The 18,189-nt window shown below is 65.2% G+C and carries 22 protein-coding genes; 15 read left to right on the top strand and 7 right to left on the bottom strand.

Features of this window, described 5'->3' with window-relative positions:
* The first annotated feature begins 1 nt into the window (after position 1).
* From rplE to sppA, 10 genes are all read left to right on the top strand, one after another.
* A complete protein-coding gene (gene rplE / locus ACPGXI_RS01930) occupies positions 2-574 on the top strand; it encodes a 50S ribosomal protein L5 (protein ID WP_526649239.1) in 573 nt (190 codons plus the stop codon).
* Between the two features lie 4 nt (positions 575-578).
* The gene (locus tag ACPGXI_RS01935) at positions 579-764 is read left to right on the top strand and encodes a type Z 30S ribosomal protein S14 (protein ID WP_079925896.1); all 186 of its coding nucleotides are present in this window, start codon (positions 579-581) and stop codon (positions 762-764) included.
* Between the two features lie 142 nt (positions 765-906).
* Positions 907-1,305: a 30S ribosomal protein S8 gene (rpsH, locus tag ACPGXI_RS01940; RefSeq protein ID WP_526649241.1), complete on the top strand. Its 399-nt coding sequence runs from the start codon at positions 907-909 to the stop codon at positions 1,303-1,305.
* A 16-nt stretch (positions 1,306-1,321) separates the two neighbouring features.
* The gene (gene rplF, locus ACPGXI_RS01945) at positions 1,322-1,861 is read left to right on the top strand and encodes a 50S ribosomal protein L6 (protein WP_526649243.1); all 540 of its coding nucleotides are present in this window, start codon (positions 1,322-1,324) and stop codon (positions 1,859-1,861) included.
* On the top strand, positions 1,862-2,278 hold the full coding sequence (gene rplR, locus ACPGXI_RS01950) for a 50S ribosomal protein L18 (protein WP_526649245.1): 417 nt from the start codon (positions 1,862-1,864) through the stop codon (positions 2,276-2,278).
* A 34-nt stretch (positions 2,279-2,312) separates the two neighbouring features.
* Entirely contained in the window at positions 2,313-2,984 is a 672-nt protein-coding gene (rpsE, locus tag ACPGXI_RS01955) for a 30S ribosomal protein S5 (RefSeq protein ID WP_526649247.1), read from the top strand.
* Between the two features lie 5 nt (positions 2,985-2,989).
* Positions 2,990-3,211: a 50S ribosomal protein L30 gene (gene rpmD, locus ACPGXI_RS01960; protein ID WP_526649249.1), complete on the top strand. Its 222-nt coding sequence runs from the start codon at positions 2,990-2,992 to the stop codon at positions 3,209-3,211.
* On the top strand, positions 3,208-3,648 hold the full coding sequence (rplO, locus tag ACPGXI_RS01965) for a 50S ribosomal protein L15 (RefSeq protein ID WP_526649251.1): 441 nt from the start codon (positions 3,208-3,210) through the stop codon (positions 3,646-3,648). The genes rpmD and rplO overlap by 4 nt, the downstream gene beginning before the upstream one ends.
* Before the next feature lie 169 nt (positions 3,649-3,817).
* Complete coding sequence (locus tag ACPGXI_RS01970) at positions 3,818-4,165, top strand: DUF732 domain-containing protein (RefSeq protein ID WP_526649253.1); 348 nt, start codon at positions 3,818-3,820, stop codon at positions 4,163-4,165.
* A 77-nt stretch (positions 4,166-4,242) separates the two neighbouring features.
* Positions 4,243-6,057 (top strand): signal peptide peptidase SppA, encoded by a 1,815-nt coding sequence (sppA, locus tag ACPGXI_RS01975; protein ID WP_526649255.1) that lies wholly within the window; start codon positions 4,243-4,245, stop codon positions 6,055-6,057.
* On the opposite strand, the gene ACPGXI_RS01980 is transcribed toward sppA, so the two are convergent.
* The gene (locus tag ACPGXI_RS01980; RefSeq protein WP_526649257.1) at positions 6,054-6,974 is read right to left on the bottom strand and encodes a class I SAM-dependent methyltransferase; all 921 of its coding nucleotides are present in this window, start codon (positions 6,972-6,974) and stop codon (positions 6,054-6,056) included. The genes sppA and ACPGXI_RS01980 overlap by 4 nt on opposite strands.
* A gap of 132 nt (positions 6,975-7,106) precedes the next feature.
* A complete protein-coding gene (locus ACPGXI_RS01985) occupies positions 7,107-8,036 on the bottom strand; it encodes an SAM-dependent methyltransferase (RefSeq protein WP_526649259.1) in 930 nt (309 codons plus the stop codon).
* 351 nt (positions 8,037-8,387) lie between these two features.
* Between ACPGXI_RS01985 and secY the strand changes: the two genes are divergently transcribed.
* From secY to ACPGXI_RS02005, 4 genes are read left to right on the top strand one after another with little or no spacing between them, the layout of a single operon-like run.
* On the top strand, positions 8,388-9,731 hold the full coding sequence (gene secY, locus ACPGXI_RS01990) for a preprotein translocase subunit SecY (protein ID WP_526649386.1): 1,344 nt from the start codon (positions 8,388-8,390) through the stop codon (positions 9,729-9,731).
* Positions 9,728-10,273, top strand: coding sequence for an adenylate kinase (locus ACPGXI_RS01995; protein ID WP_526649261.1), 546 nt, complete (start codon positions 9,728-9,730; stop codon positions 10,271-10,273). Before secY ends, ACPGXI_RS01995 begins: the two co-directional genes overlap by 4 nt.
* 8 nt (positions 10,274-10,281) lie before the next feature.
* Complete coding sequence (map, locus tag ACPGXI_RS02000) at positions 10,282-11,079, top strand: type I methionyl aminopeptidase (protein ID WP_526649263.1); 798 nt, start codon at positions 10,282-10,284, stop codon at positions 11,077-11,079.
* A gap of 1 nt (position 11,080) precedes the next feature.
* Positions 11,081-11,578: a MarR family transcriptional regulator gene (locus ACPGXI_RS02005; RefSeq protein ID WP_526649265.1), complete on the top strand. Its 498-nt coding sequence runs from the start codon at positions 11,081-11,083 to the stop codon at positions 11,576-11,578.
* A gap of 16 nt (positions 11,579-11,594) precedes the next feature.
* On the opposite strand, the gene ACPGXI_RS02010 is transcribed toward ACPGXI_RS02005, so the two are convergent.
* Positions 11,595-12,827, bottom strand: a complete 1,233-nt coding sequence (locus ACPGXI_RS02010; RefSeq protein WP_526649267.1) for a GAF domain-containing sensor histidine kinase — start codon at positions 12,825-12,827, stop codon at positions 11,595-11,597.
* Between the two features lie 24 nt (positions 12,828-12,851).
* On the bottom strand, positions 12,852-13,511 hold the full coding sequence (locus ACPGXI_RS02015) for a response regulator transcription factor (protein WP_526649269.1): 660 nt from the start codon (positions 13,509-13,511) through the stop codon (positions 12,852-12,854).
* 160 nt (positions 13,512-13,671) lie between these two features.
* On the opposite strand from ACPGXI_RS02015, the gene ACPGXI_RS02020 reads away from it, so the two are divergent.
* Positions 13,672-14,436, top strand: a complete 765-nt coding sequence (locus ACPGXI_RS02020; RefSeq protein WP_526649271.1) for an HAD family hydrolase — start codon at positions 13,672-13,674, stop codon at positions 14,434-14,436.
* A gap of 85 nt (positions 14,437-14,521) precedes the next feature.
* Here the strand turns inward: ACPGXI_RS02020 and mmsB are convergent, their stop codons facing one another.
* From mmsB to ACPGXI_RS02035, 3 genes are read right to left on the bottom strand one after another with little or no spacing between them, the layout of a single operon-like run.
* Complete coding sequence (mmsB, locus tag ACPGXI_RS02025; RefSeq protein WP_526649273.1) at positions 14,522-15,403, bottom strand: 3-hydroxyisobutyrate dehydrogenase; 882 nt, start codon at positions 15,401-15,403, stop codon at positions 14,522-14,524.
* 12 nt (positions 15,404-15,415) lie between these two features.
* The gene (locus tag ACPGXI_RS02030; RefSeq protein WP_526649388.1) at positions 15,416-16,564 is read right to left on the bottom strand and encodes an acyl-CoA dehydrogenase family protein; all 1,149 of its coding nucleotides are present in this window, start codon (positions 16,562-16,564) and stop codon (positions 15,416-15,418) included.
* Positions 16,565-16,590: 26 nt separating this feature from the next.
* Complete coding sequence (locus tag ACPGXI_RS02035) at positions 16,591-18,138, bottom strand: CoA-acylating methylmalonate-semialdehyde dehydrogenase (RefSeq protein ID WP_526649275.1); 1,548 nt, start codon at positions 18,136-18,138, stop codon at positions 16,591-16,593.
* Positions 18,139-18,189 lie beyond the last annotated feature (51 nt).

An 18,189-nucleotide genomic window follows, 5' to 3' on the forward strand; every position in this document is an offset into this window, starting at 1 on the left:
AATGACCACCGTCGAAAACACTGAGAAGACCCTGCCGCGCCTGAAGCAGCGTTACCGCGAGGAGATCCGCGAGTCACTGCAGAAGGAGTTCGGCTACGCCAATGTCATGCAGATCCCCAGCGTGGTCAAAGTCGTCGTCAACATGGGTGTCGGTGACGCCGCCCGAGACGCGAAGCTGATCAACGGCGCGGTCAACGATCTGGCACTGATCACCGGCCAGAAGCCCGAGATTCGCAAGGCCCGCAAGTCGATCGCACAGTTCAAGCTGCGCGAGGGCATGCCGATCGGTGCCCGGGTCACCCTGCGCGGCGACCGGATGTGGGAATTCCTCGACCGGTTGACCTCGATCGCACTGCCGCGTATCCGCGACTTCCGCGGCCTGAGCCCCAAGCAGTTCGACGGCACCGGCAACTACACCTTCGGGCTGACCGAACAGTCGATGTTCCACGAGATCGACATCGACGACATCGATCGGCCCCGCGGGATGGACATCAGCGTCGTCACCTCGGCGACAAACGACGACGAAGGACGGGCGCTGTTGCGAGCGCTGGGCTTCCCGTTCAAGGAGAACTGAGCAGATGGCAAAGAAGGCTCTGGTCAACAAGGCCAACAAGAAGCCCAAGTTCAAGGTGCGGGGGTACACGCGCTGCAACAAGTGCGGTCGCCCGCATGCGGTGTATCGCAAGTTCGGTCTCTGCCGCATCTGTCTTCGGGAGATGGCACACGCCGGCGAACTGCCCGGTGTGCAGAAGTCCAGCTGGTGATCACGGGGCGCCTGCGCGAAGAGCGACTGGCGCCGTCGTTCAAGAACAATTTCACACTCAAATAACAGGTTGCGGTAGGCCTCAACGACCTCGGTGAAACTCATCACGGAGGAACCGCCGCGAGAAAGGTGAACCGGCTGTCATGACCATGACGGATCCGATCGCAGACTTCCTTACCCGTCTGCGCAACGCCAATTCGGCGTACCACGACGAAGTGACCCTGCCGCACAGCAAGATCAAGGCCAACATGGCCGAGATTCTCAAGGCGGAGGGCTACATCACCGACTTCCACACCGAGGATGCCCGCGTCGGCAAATCGCTGGTGGTGCAACTCAAGTACGGCTCGAGCCGGGAGCGCAGCATCGCCGGGCTTCGCCGGGTGTCGAAGCCGGGTCTGCGCGTGTACGCGAAGTCCACCAATCTGCCGCGGGTGCTGGGTGGCCTCGGCGTGGCGATCATCTCCACGTCATCGGGCCTGCTCACCGATCGGCAGGCATCACGACAGGGCGTGGGCGGCGAAGTCCTCGCGTACGTCTGGTAGCGGGGAGGAGCAGTCAATGTCGCGTATTGGAAAGCAGCCGGTGGCCGTTCCGTCCGGTGTCGATGTGAACATCGACGGTCAGAAATTGTCCGTCAAGGGGCCCAAGGGCTCGCTGGAACTGGCGGTGGCCGAGCCGATCTCGTTGTCGCGCAATGACGACGGTGCCGTCGTGGTGGCCCGTCCCGACGACGAGCGGCGCAATCGTTCGCTGCATGGGCTCTCGAGGACACTGGTAGCCAATCTCATCACCGGTGTGACCGAGGGGTACACCACGAAGATGGAGATCTTCGGCGTCGGCTATCGCGTAGTGGCCAAAGGGAACACGCTGGAGTTCGCGCTGGGCTACAGCCACCCGGTAGTGGTCGAAGCCCCGGAGGGCATCACCTTCGCGGTGGAGACACCCACCAAGTTCTCGGTCTCAGGTATCGACAAGCAGAAGGTCGGACAGATCTCGTCGAACATCCGTCGCCTGCGCCGCCCAGACCCGTATAAGGGCAAGGGCGTTCGCTACGAGGGTGAGCAGATCCGTCGCAAGGTCGGAAAGACGGGTAAGTAAATGGCTACCAAGGACATCGCGGGCACCAAGGGCACTGTGCGCAAACCGGTGGGGCAGAACATCTCCGAGACGCGACGCACATCGCGCCTGCGTCGGCACGCGCGGCTGCGTAAGAAGGTCTCCGGCACCGCCGAGCGGCCTCGTCTGGTGGTCAACCGCTCGGCGCGGCACATCCACGTACAGTTGGTGGACGATCTCGAAGGTGTCACGCTGGCCGCGGCGTCTTCGATCGAAGCTGACGTGCGCGCGCTCGACGGGGACAAGAAGGCCCATAGTGCGCGGGTCGGGCAGCTCATCGCCGAGCGTGGGAAGCACGCGGGTGTTGACGAGGTCGTGTTCGACCGCGGTGGATATGCCTACGGCGGACGTATCGCGGCCCTGGCCGACGCCGCTCGTGAAGGCGGGCTGAAGTTCTGATGACCCTGATGATGAAGACTGAGAGGATTGCATGATGGCCGAGCAGGCTGTTGGAGCCGGCGGGCCTTCGAGCGCAGAAGGTCGCGACGGCAGGGGAGGCCGCTCCGGTGGCCGCCGTGACGATCGTGGTGGCCGTGGTGGCCGCGACGGTGGCGACAAGAACAACTACCTCGAGCGCGTTGTCGCCATCAACCGAGTGTCCAAGGTGGTCAAGGGTGGCCGTCGATTCAGCTTCACCGCGTTGGTGATCGTCGGCGACGGCGCCGGCATGGTCGGTGTCGGATACGGCAAGGCCAAGGAGGTTCCTGCTGCGATCTCCAAGGGTGTGGAAGAGGCGCGTAAGGGCTTCTTCCGGGTTCCGCTCATCGGTGGCACGATCGTGCATCCGGTGCAGGGGGAAGCCGCAGCCGGCGTCGTGATGCTGCGCCCGGCCAGCCCCGGTACCGGTGTGATCGCCGGCGGCGCCGCTCGTGCGGTGCTGGAATGCGCTGGCATCCACGACATCCTGGCCAAGTCGCTCGGTAGTGACAACGCGATCAACGTCGTGCACGCGACTGTCGCCGCGCTGAAACTTCTGCAGCGTCCCGAAGAGGTCGCGGCCCGCCGCGGCCTGCCGATCGAAGACGTAGCGCCTGCAAGGATGCTCCGGGCCCGCCGTGAAGCGGCTGCTCTGGCCACCGGTGCAGCGCGTGAGGGAACGGCGTAACCACCATGGCAGAACTCAAGATCACCCAGGTGCGCAGCACCATCGGTGCGCGCTGGAAACAACGGGAGTCCCTGCGCACGCTCGGTCTGCGCAAGATCCGCCAGTCCGTGGTCCGGGAGGACAACTCTCAGACCCGTGGACTGATCAAGACCGTCCACCATCTGGTGACGGTTGAGTCGGTCGGTGGCGACGAGCGCTCGCGCGAAGAGCGAAAGGCAAAGGCATGACGATCAAGCTGCACGATCTGCGTCCCGCCCCGGGCGAGAAGACAGCCAAGACCCGGGTGGGTCGCGGCGATGGCTCCAAGGGCAAGACCGCCGGCCGCGGCACCAAGGGCACCAAGGCGCGCAAGAACGTCCCCGCGACGTTCGAGGGTGGCCAGATGCCGATTCACATGCGGCTGCCGAAGCTCAAGGGATTCAAGAACCGATTCCGCACCGAGTACGAGGTCGTCAACGTCGGCGACATCAACAAACTGTTCCCCAAGGGCGGCGCTGTCGGTGTCGACGAGTTGGTGGCTGCCGGCGCCGTGCGCAAGAACGCATTGGTGAAGGTGCTCGGCGACGGAAAGCTGACCGTCAAGGTCGACGTCACCGCCAATAAGTTCAGCGGTAGCGCGCGGGAGAAGATCACTTCCGCAGGTGGTACCGCCACCGAGATCTGATGTGGCCGACCCGCGAGCTTGACGAGCTTGATGTCTCGGCCGGGTTCCCGCGCTGCGGCGGGAGTAACGTCGCCGACTGGCGGCGCGATTAGACTGAAGTAATACTTGTGCGTCCGCTATTTGCCGTTCCTCTATTTACACCGTGCGTGTCGATACTTAGGAGAAGCCCATGAACCCTCGTCGACGCGCAGTCCCTGCCGCGATGGTCGCCGCCGGCTTCTGGATGGTCGCCGGGGCAGCGCCCGCACATGCCGAGACCCCCGACGAGGTGTTCATCGAAGCGGTGACTTCGCTGGGAATCGAGATGGCACCCGATGTCGATCTGCCCGAGGTGGGAGGCCAGGTCTGCGACATGCTCAAGAAAGCTGTGACCGGCAACCCCAATCCGGTGCCGGCGATTCGCGGCGTGGTGAGCACCTTGGTGGACAACAACCTGGAACGCGACCAGGCGGTCGGCCTGATGAGGACATCGGTGGGCGTCTACTGCCCGCAGTACCAGCGGTTCGTCGGCCGCTGAGACAGCGCGATTTCACCTCGCCCGCGAACCGGCGGCGACGGGCTAGGTGAGCGGGGCACGTCGGTAGGCTGAAACGCATGTTCACTTTTTTGCCTGCGGTTCCCGGTGCCGACGATCTACGGGCGCTTGCTCGCAGGGTGGATACGGCCCGCCATCATGGCATTCCCAACGGCTGCATCCTGGAGCTCGATCTCCAGGCGGCACCCTCGGAGACCGGTGGTTTCGATCCCCTGGCGTTGATGAACGCTGCCGGTAAGCCGCTGTTGCTCCGAGAGGCGGTCGAGGCAATCCATCGCGCCGCCGAGGATTCTCGGGTCGCGGGTCTCATCGCCCGGATCCAGTTGCCGGCGGCCTCACCCGGGCCGGTTCAGGAACTGCGTGAAGCGATCGAGGCTTTCTCGGCTCACAAGCCATCAGTGGCCTGGGCCGAGACGTATCCGGGCACGCTGTCCTACTATCTGGCCTCCGCTTTCGGCGAGGTCTGGATGCAGCCCTCGGGGACTGTCGGTTTGGTGGGGTTCGCCACCAACGCGCTGTTCCTGCGCGACGCCCTGGCCAAGGTCGGGGTGCAGGCGCAGTTCATCGCGCGAGGCGAGTACAAGTCGGCGGCCAATGTGTTCACCGAGGACAGCTACACAGACGCGCATCGCCAGGCCGATTCCCGGCTGATGGAGAGCCTGCACGCACAGGTGTGGCAGGCGGTGGCGGCCTCACGCGGGATCGAGGCGGCGGCGCTGGACGCGCTGGCCGACAAGGCGCCGTTGTTGCGTGGCGAAGCACTCAGCGCCGGCCTGGTAGACCGAGTCGGGTTCCGCGACGAGGCCTACGCGCGAATCGCGCAACTCAGCGGCGGGCCTGTCGACGCCGCGCAGAAGGCTGGGGATATCGCCGATGCCGACAGCGAGGACAGCGTCGATGCCGACAGCAGGGACGCGCCCCCGAGGTTGTTCTTGGCGCGCTACGCCAGGATCAAGGGGCCCTCGGTACCGATGCCGAGTCGCAAGCGGCGGCCGACGATCGCCGTCGTCACCTTGGCCGGGCCGATCGTCAGCGGACGCGGCCGTCAGATGTCGCCGCTGGGCTCCCCGAGCGTCGGGGGCGACACCATCGCTGCCGCACTTCGGGAAGCTGTCGCCGACGAGGATGTTGCCGCGATCGTTCTTCGCGTGAACAGCCCCGGTGGTTCGGTGACCGGGTCGGAGACCGTGTGGCGGGAAGTCGTTCGGGCCCGTGCGGCCGGCAAGCCGGTGGTGGCCTCGATGGGCGCCGTGGCGGCCTCGGGCGGCTACTACGTGTCGATGTCCGCCAACGAGATCGTCGCCAATCCCGGCACCATCACCGGTTCAATCGGGGTGGTCACGGGCAAGTTGGTGGCGGCCGAACTCAAGGGGCGCCTGGGGGTTGGGTCCGACGGTGTTCGCACCAACTCGAACGCTGACGCCTGGTCGGTCAACGCGCCGTTCACCGATGAGCAGCATGCCTTGGTCGAGGCGGAAGCTGACCTGTTCTACACCGACTTCGTCCAGCGGGTGGCCGAGGGCCGGGATCTGAGTGTCGAGGAGGTCGACGGGGTTGCCCGCGGCCGGGTGTGGACCGGGGCTGATGCGGCCGAACGCGGTCTGGTCGACGAACTCGGTGGCCTGCGGACCGCGATCCGGCGGGCCAAGGTCCTGGCGGCCATCGATCCGGACGACAAGGTCACCGTCAAGAACCTGCCAGGCTCGTCGCTGCGGGAAATGTTGTGGCCCAAGCCTTCTTCGCAGCCTGCCGCGGCATCCCTGCCCGATGCCGCGGGCGCGCTGGTTGCGGCAACGCTGGCCGGGGTCGTCGACGGTACGCAGCGCTCGTTGAGCGGGTCCAACGCGCTGTGGCTGGGGGAGTGGCGTTTCTAGCTCGGGCGGGCCAGATGCGCGCTGACGTAGACGATCTCGCCGAGTACGTCGTCGTCTTGCGCCGCCGGGGCGGGAATCCCGAACTTCTCGAACAGCTCGTCGCGGGGTGAACCCTCTACCTGCCAACCGCTTTGGCGCAGGTAGTCCATCACGTGGCTGCGGTCTCCGGCATACACCAACGACGGCATGTCGATATCGAGTCCTTGCTCGGCCAGTGGGGCGGTCATCTCCCGGGCTTTGTCGGCATCGAAATCCACGATGCCCGGAACATATTCGGTCCCTATCGTGCTGCCCGCCGCAGAGTGTTCAGTGATGAGGTCGAACAGGTGGTCCTGGGCCTCCGGCGGCAGGTAGATCAGCAGTCCTTCGACCAACCACGCGGTCTGTTGGGATGGGTCGAATCCCGCCGCCCGCAGCGCCGCCGGCCAGTCCTCGCGCAGATCGATCGACACGGTCCGCCTGATGGCGGTGGGATCGGCGCCCAGGTCGGCCAGCGCTTGCGACTTGAACGCGATGACATCGGGTTGGTCGATCTCGTAGACAACGGTGCCGTCGGGCCACGGCAATCGGTAGGCGCGCGCATCCAGTCCGGAGGCCAGGATGACCGCTTGACGGATACCGGTGGCGGTGGCCGCCATCAAGTGGTCGTCGAAGAACTTGGTGCGCACGGCCATCGAGTCGATCATCGACTGCACGCGTTCGGGCGAGCCGCCCGGAATCTGCGCCGGATCCAGCTTGCCGTCGACCATGTTCGTGAAGAAATCCAGCCCGACCGCCCGGACCAGAGGCGCGGCGAACGGATCGTTGATCAGCCCTTCCGGATTCGCCGAAGCGATCGCGCGGCCCGCGGCGACCAGGGTCGCGGTGGCTCCCACGCTGGACGCAAGGTCCCACGAATCGTCACCGGTGCGTGTCATGTGTACCCCTATTCAGTAGCTGTGCCCACAGGTAGCTCGAATCGCCTGCGATGGTCATCAGGTGGTCGGCGGGCGCCGACGCTGGACGCCAGATCCCGATTGTCACTGTCGCGGCGGGTCATCGCGTCGTCACTACCGCGTCGCGGTGGCATAGACGACATCGGCGAACCCCAGTTCATCGTCTAGCGTGGCCAGCCCGTAGCGCTTCAGCAGGTCATTCGCCCGTATGGCGTCCACTGTCCAGCCATGGCCTGCGAGATAGCCGACGATTTCAGCGCGGTCGCCGAGGAATGCCAGTTCGGAGAAGTCGATGTCGAAGCCGTGGCTCCGCCAGCGTTCGGTGGAGTCCTGCATGCGTTGGCGAACTTCTTCGTGATCACGGTCCTGGTGCGCCGGAACCCCCTCTGCGGCCAGTCGGCTGCCCGCCGGGCTGAGCTCGCTGATCTGGTCGAGCAGCCGGTCCTGAGCGTCGGGGGGCAGATAGCCGAGCAATCCTTCGGCGATCCACGCTGTCGGCCGGCCGGCCTCGAAACCGGCGTCGGCCAAGGCCGCCGGCCAATCGTGGCGCAGGTCGACGGCCACCGTCTTCAGCTCGGCCGTCGGATGCGCACGCAGCTTTGCCAATGTCGACGTTTTGAACGTGATCACATCGGGCTGGTCGATCTCGAACAGCACCATGTCAGTGGGCCACGACAGGCGGTACCCGCGAGCGTCGAGCCCCGACGCCAAGATCACGGCCTGCCGGATACCCGAAGCGGTGGCGTCGAGGAAGAAGTCATCGAAGAATCGGGTGCGCGCGGCCATCCAGTCCCCGAAACGGCTCATATCCGTCGGGGAGTCGCCGTTCGGGCCGCCAGTGTCGAGGTCGGCGAGGTTGAGTTCGCCCGAAGCCAGGCGGGTAAAGAAGTCGATGCCGACCGAGCGCACCAGAGGCTCGGCGAACGGGTCCTCGATCAGGGCGTCCTCGGACCTCGAGGCGACCGCGCGGGCCGCGGCGACCATCGTCGCGGTCGCGCCGACGCTGGAGGCGAGGTCCCAAGTGTCATTCTCCGTACGTGCCATGGCTGACCCCTGTGCAGAATCCGTCGGGTAATCGGGCGGGTAATACGTGGCGATCTTAGTTAGATAAGGTAACGAGCTGAAATCGACTCTACGCTTCCCGCCGGCGGGCGGACTCGTCTCGTCTGCTGCTCGCGCAAGCGCTCGTTGGTTGCTGATCGTTTGCGCACTCGGATTCGGGGCGGCGAAGATGCAACTGTTAGTCTCGTAGACTGTTTGAACGCGTGACTTGCGCAGGCGGTATGCCTGTTCGTGCCGTCGCGCGCACGAGCTAGCCCCGACTTAACCACGACGCTGGTCACGCCAGCCAAAGAGCACGCCGCGATCGTCAACTCGGCCGTGCAGGAGGAAAGAGTGCTCTCGGCTTTCATCTCTTCGCTCAGAACCCCGGACCTGAGACGAAAGATCCTGTTCACGCTGGGCATCGTCATTCTCTACCGGGTCGGTGCCTCGGTTCCGTCCCCAGGCGTCAACTATCCCAACGTGCAACAGTGCATCGCGCAGGTCAGCGGCGGTGAGTCGGGGCAGATCTATTCGTTAATCAACCTGTTTTCCGGCGGCGCTTTGTTGCAGCTTTCGGTGTTCGCGGTGGGCATCATGCCTTACATCACCGCGAGCATCATCGTGCAGTTGCTGGGTGTGGTGATCCCACGCTTCGAGCAGCTGAAGAAAGAGGGGCAGGCCGGCCAGGCCAAGCTGACGCAATACACCCGGTATCTGGCGATCGCACTGGCGATGCTGCAGGCCACCAGCGTCGTGGCGCTGGCCGCCAACGGCGGGCTGTTGCAGGGTTGCACGCTAGACATCATCGAGGGCCAGCGCGACGGGCTGAACTTCACCACCCTCGCGGTGATGGTGATCGTCATGACCGCCGGCGCAGCACTGCTCATGTGGATGGGTGAACTCGCTACCGAGCGTGGCGTCGGTAACGGCATGTCCCTGCTGATCTTCGCCAGCATCGCCTCCGCCATCCCCGGCGAGGGCAAAGGCATCCTGGACAGCCGGGGCAGCATGGTCTTTGCCTTCGTGTGCGTCGCGGCGCTCGCCATCGTCATCGCCGTGGTGTTCGTCGAGCAGGGCCAGCGCCGGATCCCTGTCCAGTACGCCAAGCGGATGGTGGGGCGGAAGATGTACGGCGGCACGTCGACCTACCTGCCGCTGAAGGTGAACCAGGCAGGCGTGATCCCGGTCATCTTCGCGTCCTCGCTGATTTACCTGCCCAACCTGATTACCCAGCTCATCTCCAGCGGCAGCAGCAACCCGAACACCGGATGGTGGCAGACATTCGTCGCCGAATATCTGACCGACCCGAGTAGCCCGGTCTACATCGCCATCTACTTCGGACTGATCATCTTCTTCACCTACTTCTACGTGTCGATCACCTTCAACCCCGAAGACCGCGCAGACGAGATGAAGAAATACGGCGGCTTCATCCCGGGCATCCGGCCAGGCAAACCGACCGCTGACTACCTGAAGTACGTGCTGTCGCGAATCACGCTGCCGGGCTCGATCTACCTGGGCGTCGTCGCGGTCCTGCCGAACCTGTTCATGCAGATCGGCGGTGGCGGCGGCGCCCCCATGCAGAACCTGCCGTTTGGCGGCGTCGGGGTGCTGATCATGGTTGGCGTCGGTCTGGATACCGTCAAGCAGATCGAAAGCCAACTGATGCAGCGCAACTACGAAGGGTTCCTCAAGTGAGAATCGTGTTGCTGGGACCGCCCGGCGCGGGCAAGGGAACCCAGGCGCAGAAGTTGGCCGAGAACCTCGGAGTCCCGCAGATCTCCACCGGTGACCTGTTCCGGTCCAACATCAGCACCGGCACCGAGCTCGGACTGGAGGCCAAGAAGTACCTTGACGCCGGTGACCTGGTCCCGGCCACGCTCACCAACGCGCTGGTCGATGACCGGCTCGGCGACGCCGACGTGGCTTCCGGATTCATTCTCGACGGGTACCCGCGCTCGGTCGAGCAGGCCAAGGCCCTCGACGCAATGCTCAAGAAGCGCGACCTGTCGCTGGACGCGGTCCTGGAGTTCCGGGTTCCCGAAGAGGAACTCGTCTCCCGGCTCAAGGGCCGCGGCCGTGCCGACGACACCGAGGACATCATCCGCAACAGGTTCAGGGTCTATCGCGACGAGACCGCCCCGCTGCTGGACCACTACAGCGGGACACTGGTCACCGTCGGGGCCGTTGGTGAACTCGACGAGGTGTTCGCCCGCGCGCTGAAGGCGCTCGGCCGCTAACGTTCGCCATGATTTCTCTGCGCGGCCGCAAAGTGGTCGCCCAACGCAGCGCCGGTGAACTCGACGCGATGGCAGCCGCCGGAGCGCTCGTCGCCGCGGCGCTCAAGGCGGTGCACCAGGCAGCAGCCCCCGGCGTGTCCACACTTGAACTCGACGCGGTCGCGGAGTCGGTGATCCGCGACGGCGGAGCAGTCCCGTCTTTCCTGGGCTACCACGGGTTTCCGGCCAGCATCTGCTCCTCGGTCAACGACCGCGTCGTGCACGGCATCCCGTCGGCCGACGAGAGGCTGGCTGCCGGAGACCTGGTTTCGATCGACTGCGGGGCCATCCTGGACGGGTGGCACGGTGACTCGGCGTTCACCTTCGGTGTCGAGTCAGTTATCGCCGTGGACGAGGCGCTGTCGGGTGCCACTCGCGAGTCCATGGAGTCCGGCATCGCCGCCATGGTGCCCGGCGGCCGACTGACCGACGTCTCTCACGCCATTGAAACCGGCGCGCGGGCTGCCGAGCGGCACTACGACCGCAAGTTCGGCCTCGTCGCCGGCTACGGCGGGCACGGCATCGGGCGGCAGATGCACATGGATCCGTTTCTGCCCAACGAAGGTGCCCCCGGGCGCGGGCCCCACCTGGCGGCGGGTTCCGTGCTGGCCATCGAACCCATGCTCACCCTAGGCACGACGAAGACCGTCGTACTCGAGGACGGATGGACGGTGGTGACCGCCGACGGATCGCGCGCCGCGCACTGGGAGCACACCGTCGCGGTCACCGACGACGGACCCCGGATACTGACCGCGCTGTCGGATTGAGGTGGAGTCACCACAGCGCGACCCGATCGCGGTGGCGCGGGTCAACTGGGAGCGCTCCGGTTGGGGCGAGGTGGCCGACGGCATGGTCGCGGTGACCTCGGTGATGCGTGCACACCAGATCCTGCTCGCTCGCGTCGAAGCCGCGCTGCGCCCCTACGACCTGAGCTTCTCCCGCTTCGAGTTGCTTCGGCTGCTGGCGTTCAGCCGCACCGGCGCACTGCCGATCACGAAAGCCTCCGATCGCCTGCAGGTGCACGTCACCAGCGTTACCCATGCGATCCGACGGCTGGAATCCGACGGGCTGGTCGAGCGGCTGCCGCATCCGACCGACGGCCGCACCACGCTTGTGCAGATCACCGAGCTGGGCCGTTCGACGGTTGAGGACGCGACCGCGACGTTGAACGACGACGTATTCGCCGATATCGGCATGTCCGACGAAGAGTCCCGCACGCTTGCCGAGTCGATCCGTACCCTGCGCGGCAGCGCGGGCGATTTCTGACCGGTCGGCTGACCCTTCACGAGGCGTTTGACGGGATCGGGATCGTGGCGGTCACCGTAGTACCCGTGCCGGGACGCGAACGGATGTTGAGTCTGCCACCGACGATCTCGGCGCGCTCGGCCATCGACAACAGGCCGTATCCGCCCATCTCGTCGCCACCCAGCGGATGCTCCAAGGTGTCGAAACCGACTCCGTCGTCCACGATCTCCAATCTGGCAACCTGGCCGTGGTCGGCCTGGTCCACTGCGAACGCCAGCCGTGCGCGGTTGGCCCGGGCATGTTTGACGACGTTCTGCAGGCATTCCTGGGCGATGCGGTATATCGCGAGTTCGATGTGGTCGGGCAGCCGTGTCTCAGCGAGATCTGCCTCGATCTCCAGTTCGATGCCGATTTGGGGAATCGAGCGTGCCAGGCTTGCCAGCCCGCCGCTCAGCCCGAGGTCGTCCAAGACGGGTGGTCGCAGACCACTGATGGCGGCACGCGCCTCTTGAAGTGTCAGCTGAGCCAGTTCCCGCGCCCGGTCGAGTTGCTCGTTCAGGGCTTCCCGGTCATCGACCAATTGCGCGGCCTGGGCGGCCGCGTCGAGGCGGTAGGACAGCGTGACCAAGCGCTGCGAGATGCCATCGTGAATATCCCCGGCCAGCCGCCGTCGCTCGAGTTCCTGGGCCTCGATCACCTGCTCGACGAAGTGCTCGTGGGCTCGTTCACGGAACACCAACTGGCGGTGGAGGCGTGCCTGATGCATGGCACCGGCGATCAGCCGGCCGATGACCAGTAGCAGCTCGACATCACGATCATCGAACTCACGCTGAGCCACCGTGTGCACGTTGAGCACCCCGACCAGCCCGCCGGGGGCGGTCTCCATCGGCACGGACACCATCGAGGTGAAATCGCGGCCCCGCAGCGATTCGAAAGGCAGGTAGCGCGGGTCGGATTCCTTGTCCCGAACGATCACCACCGGCTCGCGGTGGCTGGCCACCCAACCCGAGATGCCTTGTCCCAAAGGCAGCCTGATCTTGCCGACCTCGGCGTCGAAAGGCGGCGTTGCTCCCGCCAACGTCAACGAACGCTCGGTGTCGTCGAGGACGTGGACGAAGCACACGTCGCTGTCGGTCGCCGCGGTGATGATCCGTGCCGCCGCGGCAGCCAGCGGCTCGACTCCGGGCCCGCTGGACGTGGCCTGGATGAGTTCCCGCAGCAGGGCGAGTTCTCGGTCGGCGGCCAGTAACGGGCGCGACGTCGCGTTCATTGGGAGATGCTCATCGGTGGATGCTCACTGGTAGATCCCCTCCCGCAGCGCGGTCGCCACTGCGCCGGTGCGGTCGCTGACACCGAGCTTGCGGTAGATCGAACTCATATGCGTCTTCACGGTTTCGTCTCCGATGACCAGCTTGGTGGCGATGGCGCGATTGGACAGGCCGTTGACCACAAACGACAGGATCTCGCTCTCCCGCTGGGTAAGGCCCTGGCGAGCGCCGGGCCAGAACTCGTCGCGCTGTAATCGGGCCGCGGTGTCGACCGCCCGCGCCGCCATACCGGGGTCGATCGCCGTCTCTCCGCCGCGCACCAATTCCAGTTGACGTACGAGCTCCTCGCTGCTGATGCTCTTGAGTAGATAGCCGGCAGCTCCGACCCGAAACGCCTGGAAGAGGTACTGCTCGTCGTCGTAGACCGACAGCATCACGACCTTTCGGTCGGGGTCACGGGCACGCAGCTGCTGGCACACGTCCAGACCGCTGGAACCCTGCATCCGCACATCGCACAGCACGATGTCGGGATCAAGGTCGGTGACCACGCTGAGCACGTGGTCGGGGCCCACGGCTTGGCCGACCACCGTGACCCGGCTATCGAACGCGGCCAGCATCGCCTTGAGTCCTTCGATGACCATCTCGTGGTCATCGACGAGGACAATTCGCACTGGTGGGGTTGCCACCGCCTTACTTTAGAGGTCGCGGCCCCAAGCGCTCGAGGGCCCGGCCCAAAGCCGCAAACAGCCAGCCAGGACAGCTTGACGTGGCTGATTCCCCTACTTGGCGCGGCTAATCCCCCTAATGGGGGAGGCGCGGTTTACGTGCCCCGCCCACCATTGATGTATGCAGCCCGCACAGCAGCAAAAAGCATGGCGAGCCGGCAGGTTCTGGTGGGATTGGCCCCGGCCCAACGGTGTCATAGCGCAGCCTCTGCGCGCGATGATCTTCGATCTCGATGCCATCGCCGACGTCGAATGCGCAGGTCATCTTCCCGCCTTCAACGCGGCGTTCGCTGCGCTCGGATTGGAACTCGAGTGGACGGTCGCGCGATACCGCAAACTGCTGGCGCTCCCCGAAGAGCGTCGCCGCGTCGCCGCCGAACTCCGCAAGCGCGGTCTGGGTGCCGAGTCCGATGTGCTCACCGAACTGATGGTCGACGACGTCTGCGCGGTGAAGGACAAGATTCTCGACGAGACGATTCTGGACGCCGAAATCGTGCCGCGGGCCGGCCTGATCGACCTCATTACCGCTGCCTTCGGCGCCGGGATCGGGATCGGGATCGTGAGCAGCGGTCGGCACGCATGGGTCGAGCCGCTGGTGCGCCAACTAGTCGGTGAGGGCATCGTCAGTACGGTCGTGACCTCTGCGGCCGTTCCCGGAGCCTCTGAATCGGACGCCTATGGGGAAGCTCTGGCCGACCTCGGCGCCACGCCCCAGGATTCCCTGGTGTTCGTGGGCTCGCAGGCCCGTCAGCGTAAGGCCACCGGTGCGGGGTTGGCGACGGTGCTGATCGACGGCGACGATACTGTCGGCGCGCCGCTCCGGTTGACTGAATGCCAGCGAGTGCACGACAAGTGGCAGGAAACCCCTCGACCTTCGGCTGCATGACGTCGCATTGAGACCGCGCCGAGCGCGCACGAGTTCCGCAGACTTCCACCGCGCCGATGCAGGGTGAACAGCGGCTGCCTGATGGTCAGCTGTGGAGCAGTCCGATGACGGCGCTGAAGTCCAAAGCGGCGTTGGTCTCGTCGGACTCAATGAATTCCGCGTAGATCTCGGCCGCGTGGGTGCCCAAGGGCGCAGACGATCCCGTCGAGTCCACCGCGGCCATCGCCAAGCCGAGGTCCTTGTTCATCAAAGCCGTCGCAAAGCCGGGCTTGAAGTTGTTGTTGGCCGGTGACGTGGGAACTGGACCAGGCACCGGACAGTTCGTGTGCACCGCCCAGCAGTTGCCGGTAGCGCCGGTGATCACGTCGAACAGTGACTGGGCGGGCAGTCCGAGCTTTTCGGCGAGCACAAATGCCTCTCCCACGGCTATCTGCTGCACCGCCAAGACCATGTTGTTGCACAGCTTGGCCGCCTGTCCGGCCCCAGAACCGCCGCAGTGAATAACCTTGCCTGCCATCGGATCCAGGACCGGTTTCGCGGCCTGCACATCGGCGTCCTCGCCGCCGACCATGAAGGCCAGCGTGCCCGCCGTGGCGCCTTTGATGCCGCCCGATACCGGGGCGTCGAGTTGGGCCAGTCCGGCTGCGACTGCCTGCTGGTGGATCTCGCGGGCATCGTCGACCGAAATCGTCGACGTGTCGATCAGTAGAGTTCCCTTTTTTGCCGTCGGCAGGATCTCCGCGTAGCAGGATTTGACCACCGTTCCGTTGGGAAGGGACGTGATGACCACATCGGCGTCGGCGACCGCCGCAGCGCCGCTGTCGAACACCTCGACACCCTTGCCGGCTGCCGCGGATTTGATCGCGGCCACCGGGTCGAAACCGCGCACGGAGTGGCCCGCCGCGACGAGGTTGGCGGCCATCGGCCCGCCCATGTTGCCCAATCCCAAGAACGCGATCGTCGTCATCCATCTCTCCCGTTAAGACGCGCGGACGCGGGCCGCTGCTGCTCGCCCGATGACCACGCGCATGATTTCGTTCGTGCCTTCCAGGATTCGGTGCACCCGCAGATCCCGGACGATTTTCTCGAGCCCGTACTCCTTCAGATAGCCGTAGCCGCCATGCAGTTGAAGGGCTTGATCGGCCACCTCGAAGCAGGCGTCGGTCACGTAGCGCTTGGCCATCGCGCATAGTTCGACCTTGTCGGGGGAACCTGCGTCCAGAGCAGATGCGGCCCGCCACAACAGAATCCGCGAGGTTTCCAACGCGGTGGCCATATCGGCCAGGCTGAACCGGATGGTCGGCTCGTCGAGCAGCGAACCGCCGAAGGCTTCCCGATCGCGGAGGTACTCGGCAGCCTTGTCGTTGGCGGTGCGAGCACCGCCGAGCGAGCAGGCGGCGATGTTGAGGCGGCCGCCGTTGAGTCCGTTCATCGCGACACCGAACCCGCTGCCCTCGCCCTCGGGGCCGCCGAGCAGCGCATCTGCGGGAACCCGAACCTTGTCGAAGACCACTTGGGCGGTCGGCTGCGCATTCCAACCCATCTTGGCTTCGTTCGCGCCGAAACTGAGTCCGGGTGTGCCCTTTTCCACGACGAATGCCGATATTCCGCGAGGGCCGTCGTCGCCGGTGCGCGCCATCACCACGTAAACGTCGGACACTCCTGCGCCGGAGATGAACTGCTTGACCCCATCGAGCACGTAGTCAGATCCGTCACGGACCGCGCGGGTCCGCAATGCGGAGGCATCCGAGCCTGCTCCCGGTTCGGTAAGGCAGTAGCTGGCGATCGTCTCCATGGTGGCCAACCGCGGCACCCAGTTCTTGCGCTGTTCCTGGCTGCCGTAGCTGTCGATCATCCAGGCGCACATGTTGTGGATCGAGATGAACGACGCGATCGTCGGGTCGGCTGCGGCCAGCTCTTCGAAGATCCGGACGGCGTCGAGCCGTCGCAGTCCGCTGCCGCCGGTCTCCTCGGAGCAGTAGATCGCCGCGATCCCGAGATCCGCGGACTCGCGCAGCACGTCGACAGGGAAGTGTTTGTCGGCATCCCACTCTAAAGCATGTGGTGCCAAGCGTTTTTCAGCGAATGCTGCTGCGGTCTCGACGATGATGCGTTCGTCGCTGTTCATCTCGAATAGTTGGGCAGACAATGTGGCTACTTCATCGTGGGAATGACGAATTCGGCGCCGTCCTTGATGCCCGATGGCCAGCGCTCGGTGACGGTCTTGACCTTGGTGTAAAACTGGATCGACGTGGGGCCGTGCTGGTTGAGGTCGCCGAAACCGGACCGCTTCCAGCCGCCGAAGGTGTGATATGCCACCGGAACCGGGATCGGGACGTTCACGCCGACCATGCCGACCTGGACGCGGGACACGAAATCCCGTGCGGTGTCGCCGTCGCGGGTGAAGATCGCCACGCCGTTTCCGTACTCGTGTTCGGAGGGAAGTGTCACAGCTTCCTCGTAGTTCGCCGCCCTGACGATGCACAGGACCGGACCGAAGATCTCGTCGGTGTAGATGGACATGTCGGTGCTGACATGGTCGAACAGGGTGGGTCCGATGAAGTAGCCCCCCGACAGGCTGGCGTCGGTTCCATCCACACTGAACGTCAGCTCGTCGGTGGTCCGCTCCCGACCGTCCACGACGAGGTCGGCGCCGGCATCCACGCCCTGGCCGATGTAGTCGCGGACGCGGTGCAGCGCTGCCTCGGTGACCAGTGGCCCGTAGTCGGCCTTGGGGTCCAGGCTGTGGCCCACCCGGAGCTGGTTGACTCGCTCGACCAGCTTGCTGCGGAGCCGTTGCGCGGTCTCTTCGCCGACCGGTACCGCGACGCTGATAGCCATGCAGCGCTCGCCGGCGCTTCCGTAGCCCGCACCGATCAGCGCATCGACGGCTTGGTCTAGGTCCGCGTCGGGCATCACGATCATGTGGTTCTTGGCCCCACCGAAGCACTGCGACCGTTTCCCGTTGGCCGCCGCCGTGGAGTAGATGTACTGCGCGATGTCGGAGGACCCGACGAAGCCGACTGCCTGGACCTCGGGGTGGGCCAGGATCGCGTCGACGGCTTCCTTGTCGCCCTGGACGACCTGGAATACGCCGGCGGGCATGCCGGCTTCTGCGAAGAGCTCGGCCAGGCGTAAAGGAACCGACGGGTCGCGCTCAGAAGGCTTGAGTATGAACGCGTTTCCGCACGCCAGCGCCGGACCCGCTTTCCACAGCGGGATCATCGCCGGGAAGTTGAACGGAGTGATTCCGGCAACCACGCCCAGGGGCTGACGGATCGAGTAGACGTCAATGCCGGCGCCGGCGCCCTCGGTGAACTCACCTTTGAGGAGGTGCGGGATGCCGATGGCGAACTCAATGACCTCGATGCCGCGCTGGATGTCGCCTTTGGAGTCTGGGATGGTCTTCCCGTGTTCCAGGGATAGCAGCTCTGCCAGTTCGTCTTCGTGGCGGCCGACCAGTTCGATGAACTTCATCATCACTCGTGCCCGGCGTTGCGGGTTCCAGGCAGCCCATTCCTTCTGCGCCTCGACGGCGGTGGCCACTGCGGTGTCGACATCGGCCGCGCTGGCCAGCACCACCTGCGCCTGAACCTCACCGGTGCTGGGGTTCAGCACATCGGCGGTGCGACTGGACTGAAGCTCGCTGCGCTTGCCGCCGATGAAGTGGGGAATCCGGGTGGTCGCCGTCGTTGAGCTCATGGGTGGGTCCTCTCGCCGCTAGATACTTGGATATCCTAGTAATGCGCCTGG

The sequence above is a fragment of the Mycobacterium sp. genome (genome assembly GCF_049608025.1).
GTDB lineage: Bacteria > Actinomycetota > Actinomycetes > Mycobacteriales > Mycobacteriaceae > Mycobacterium.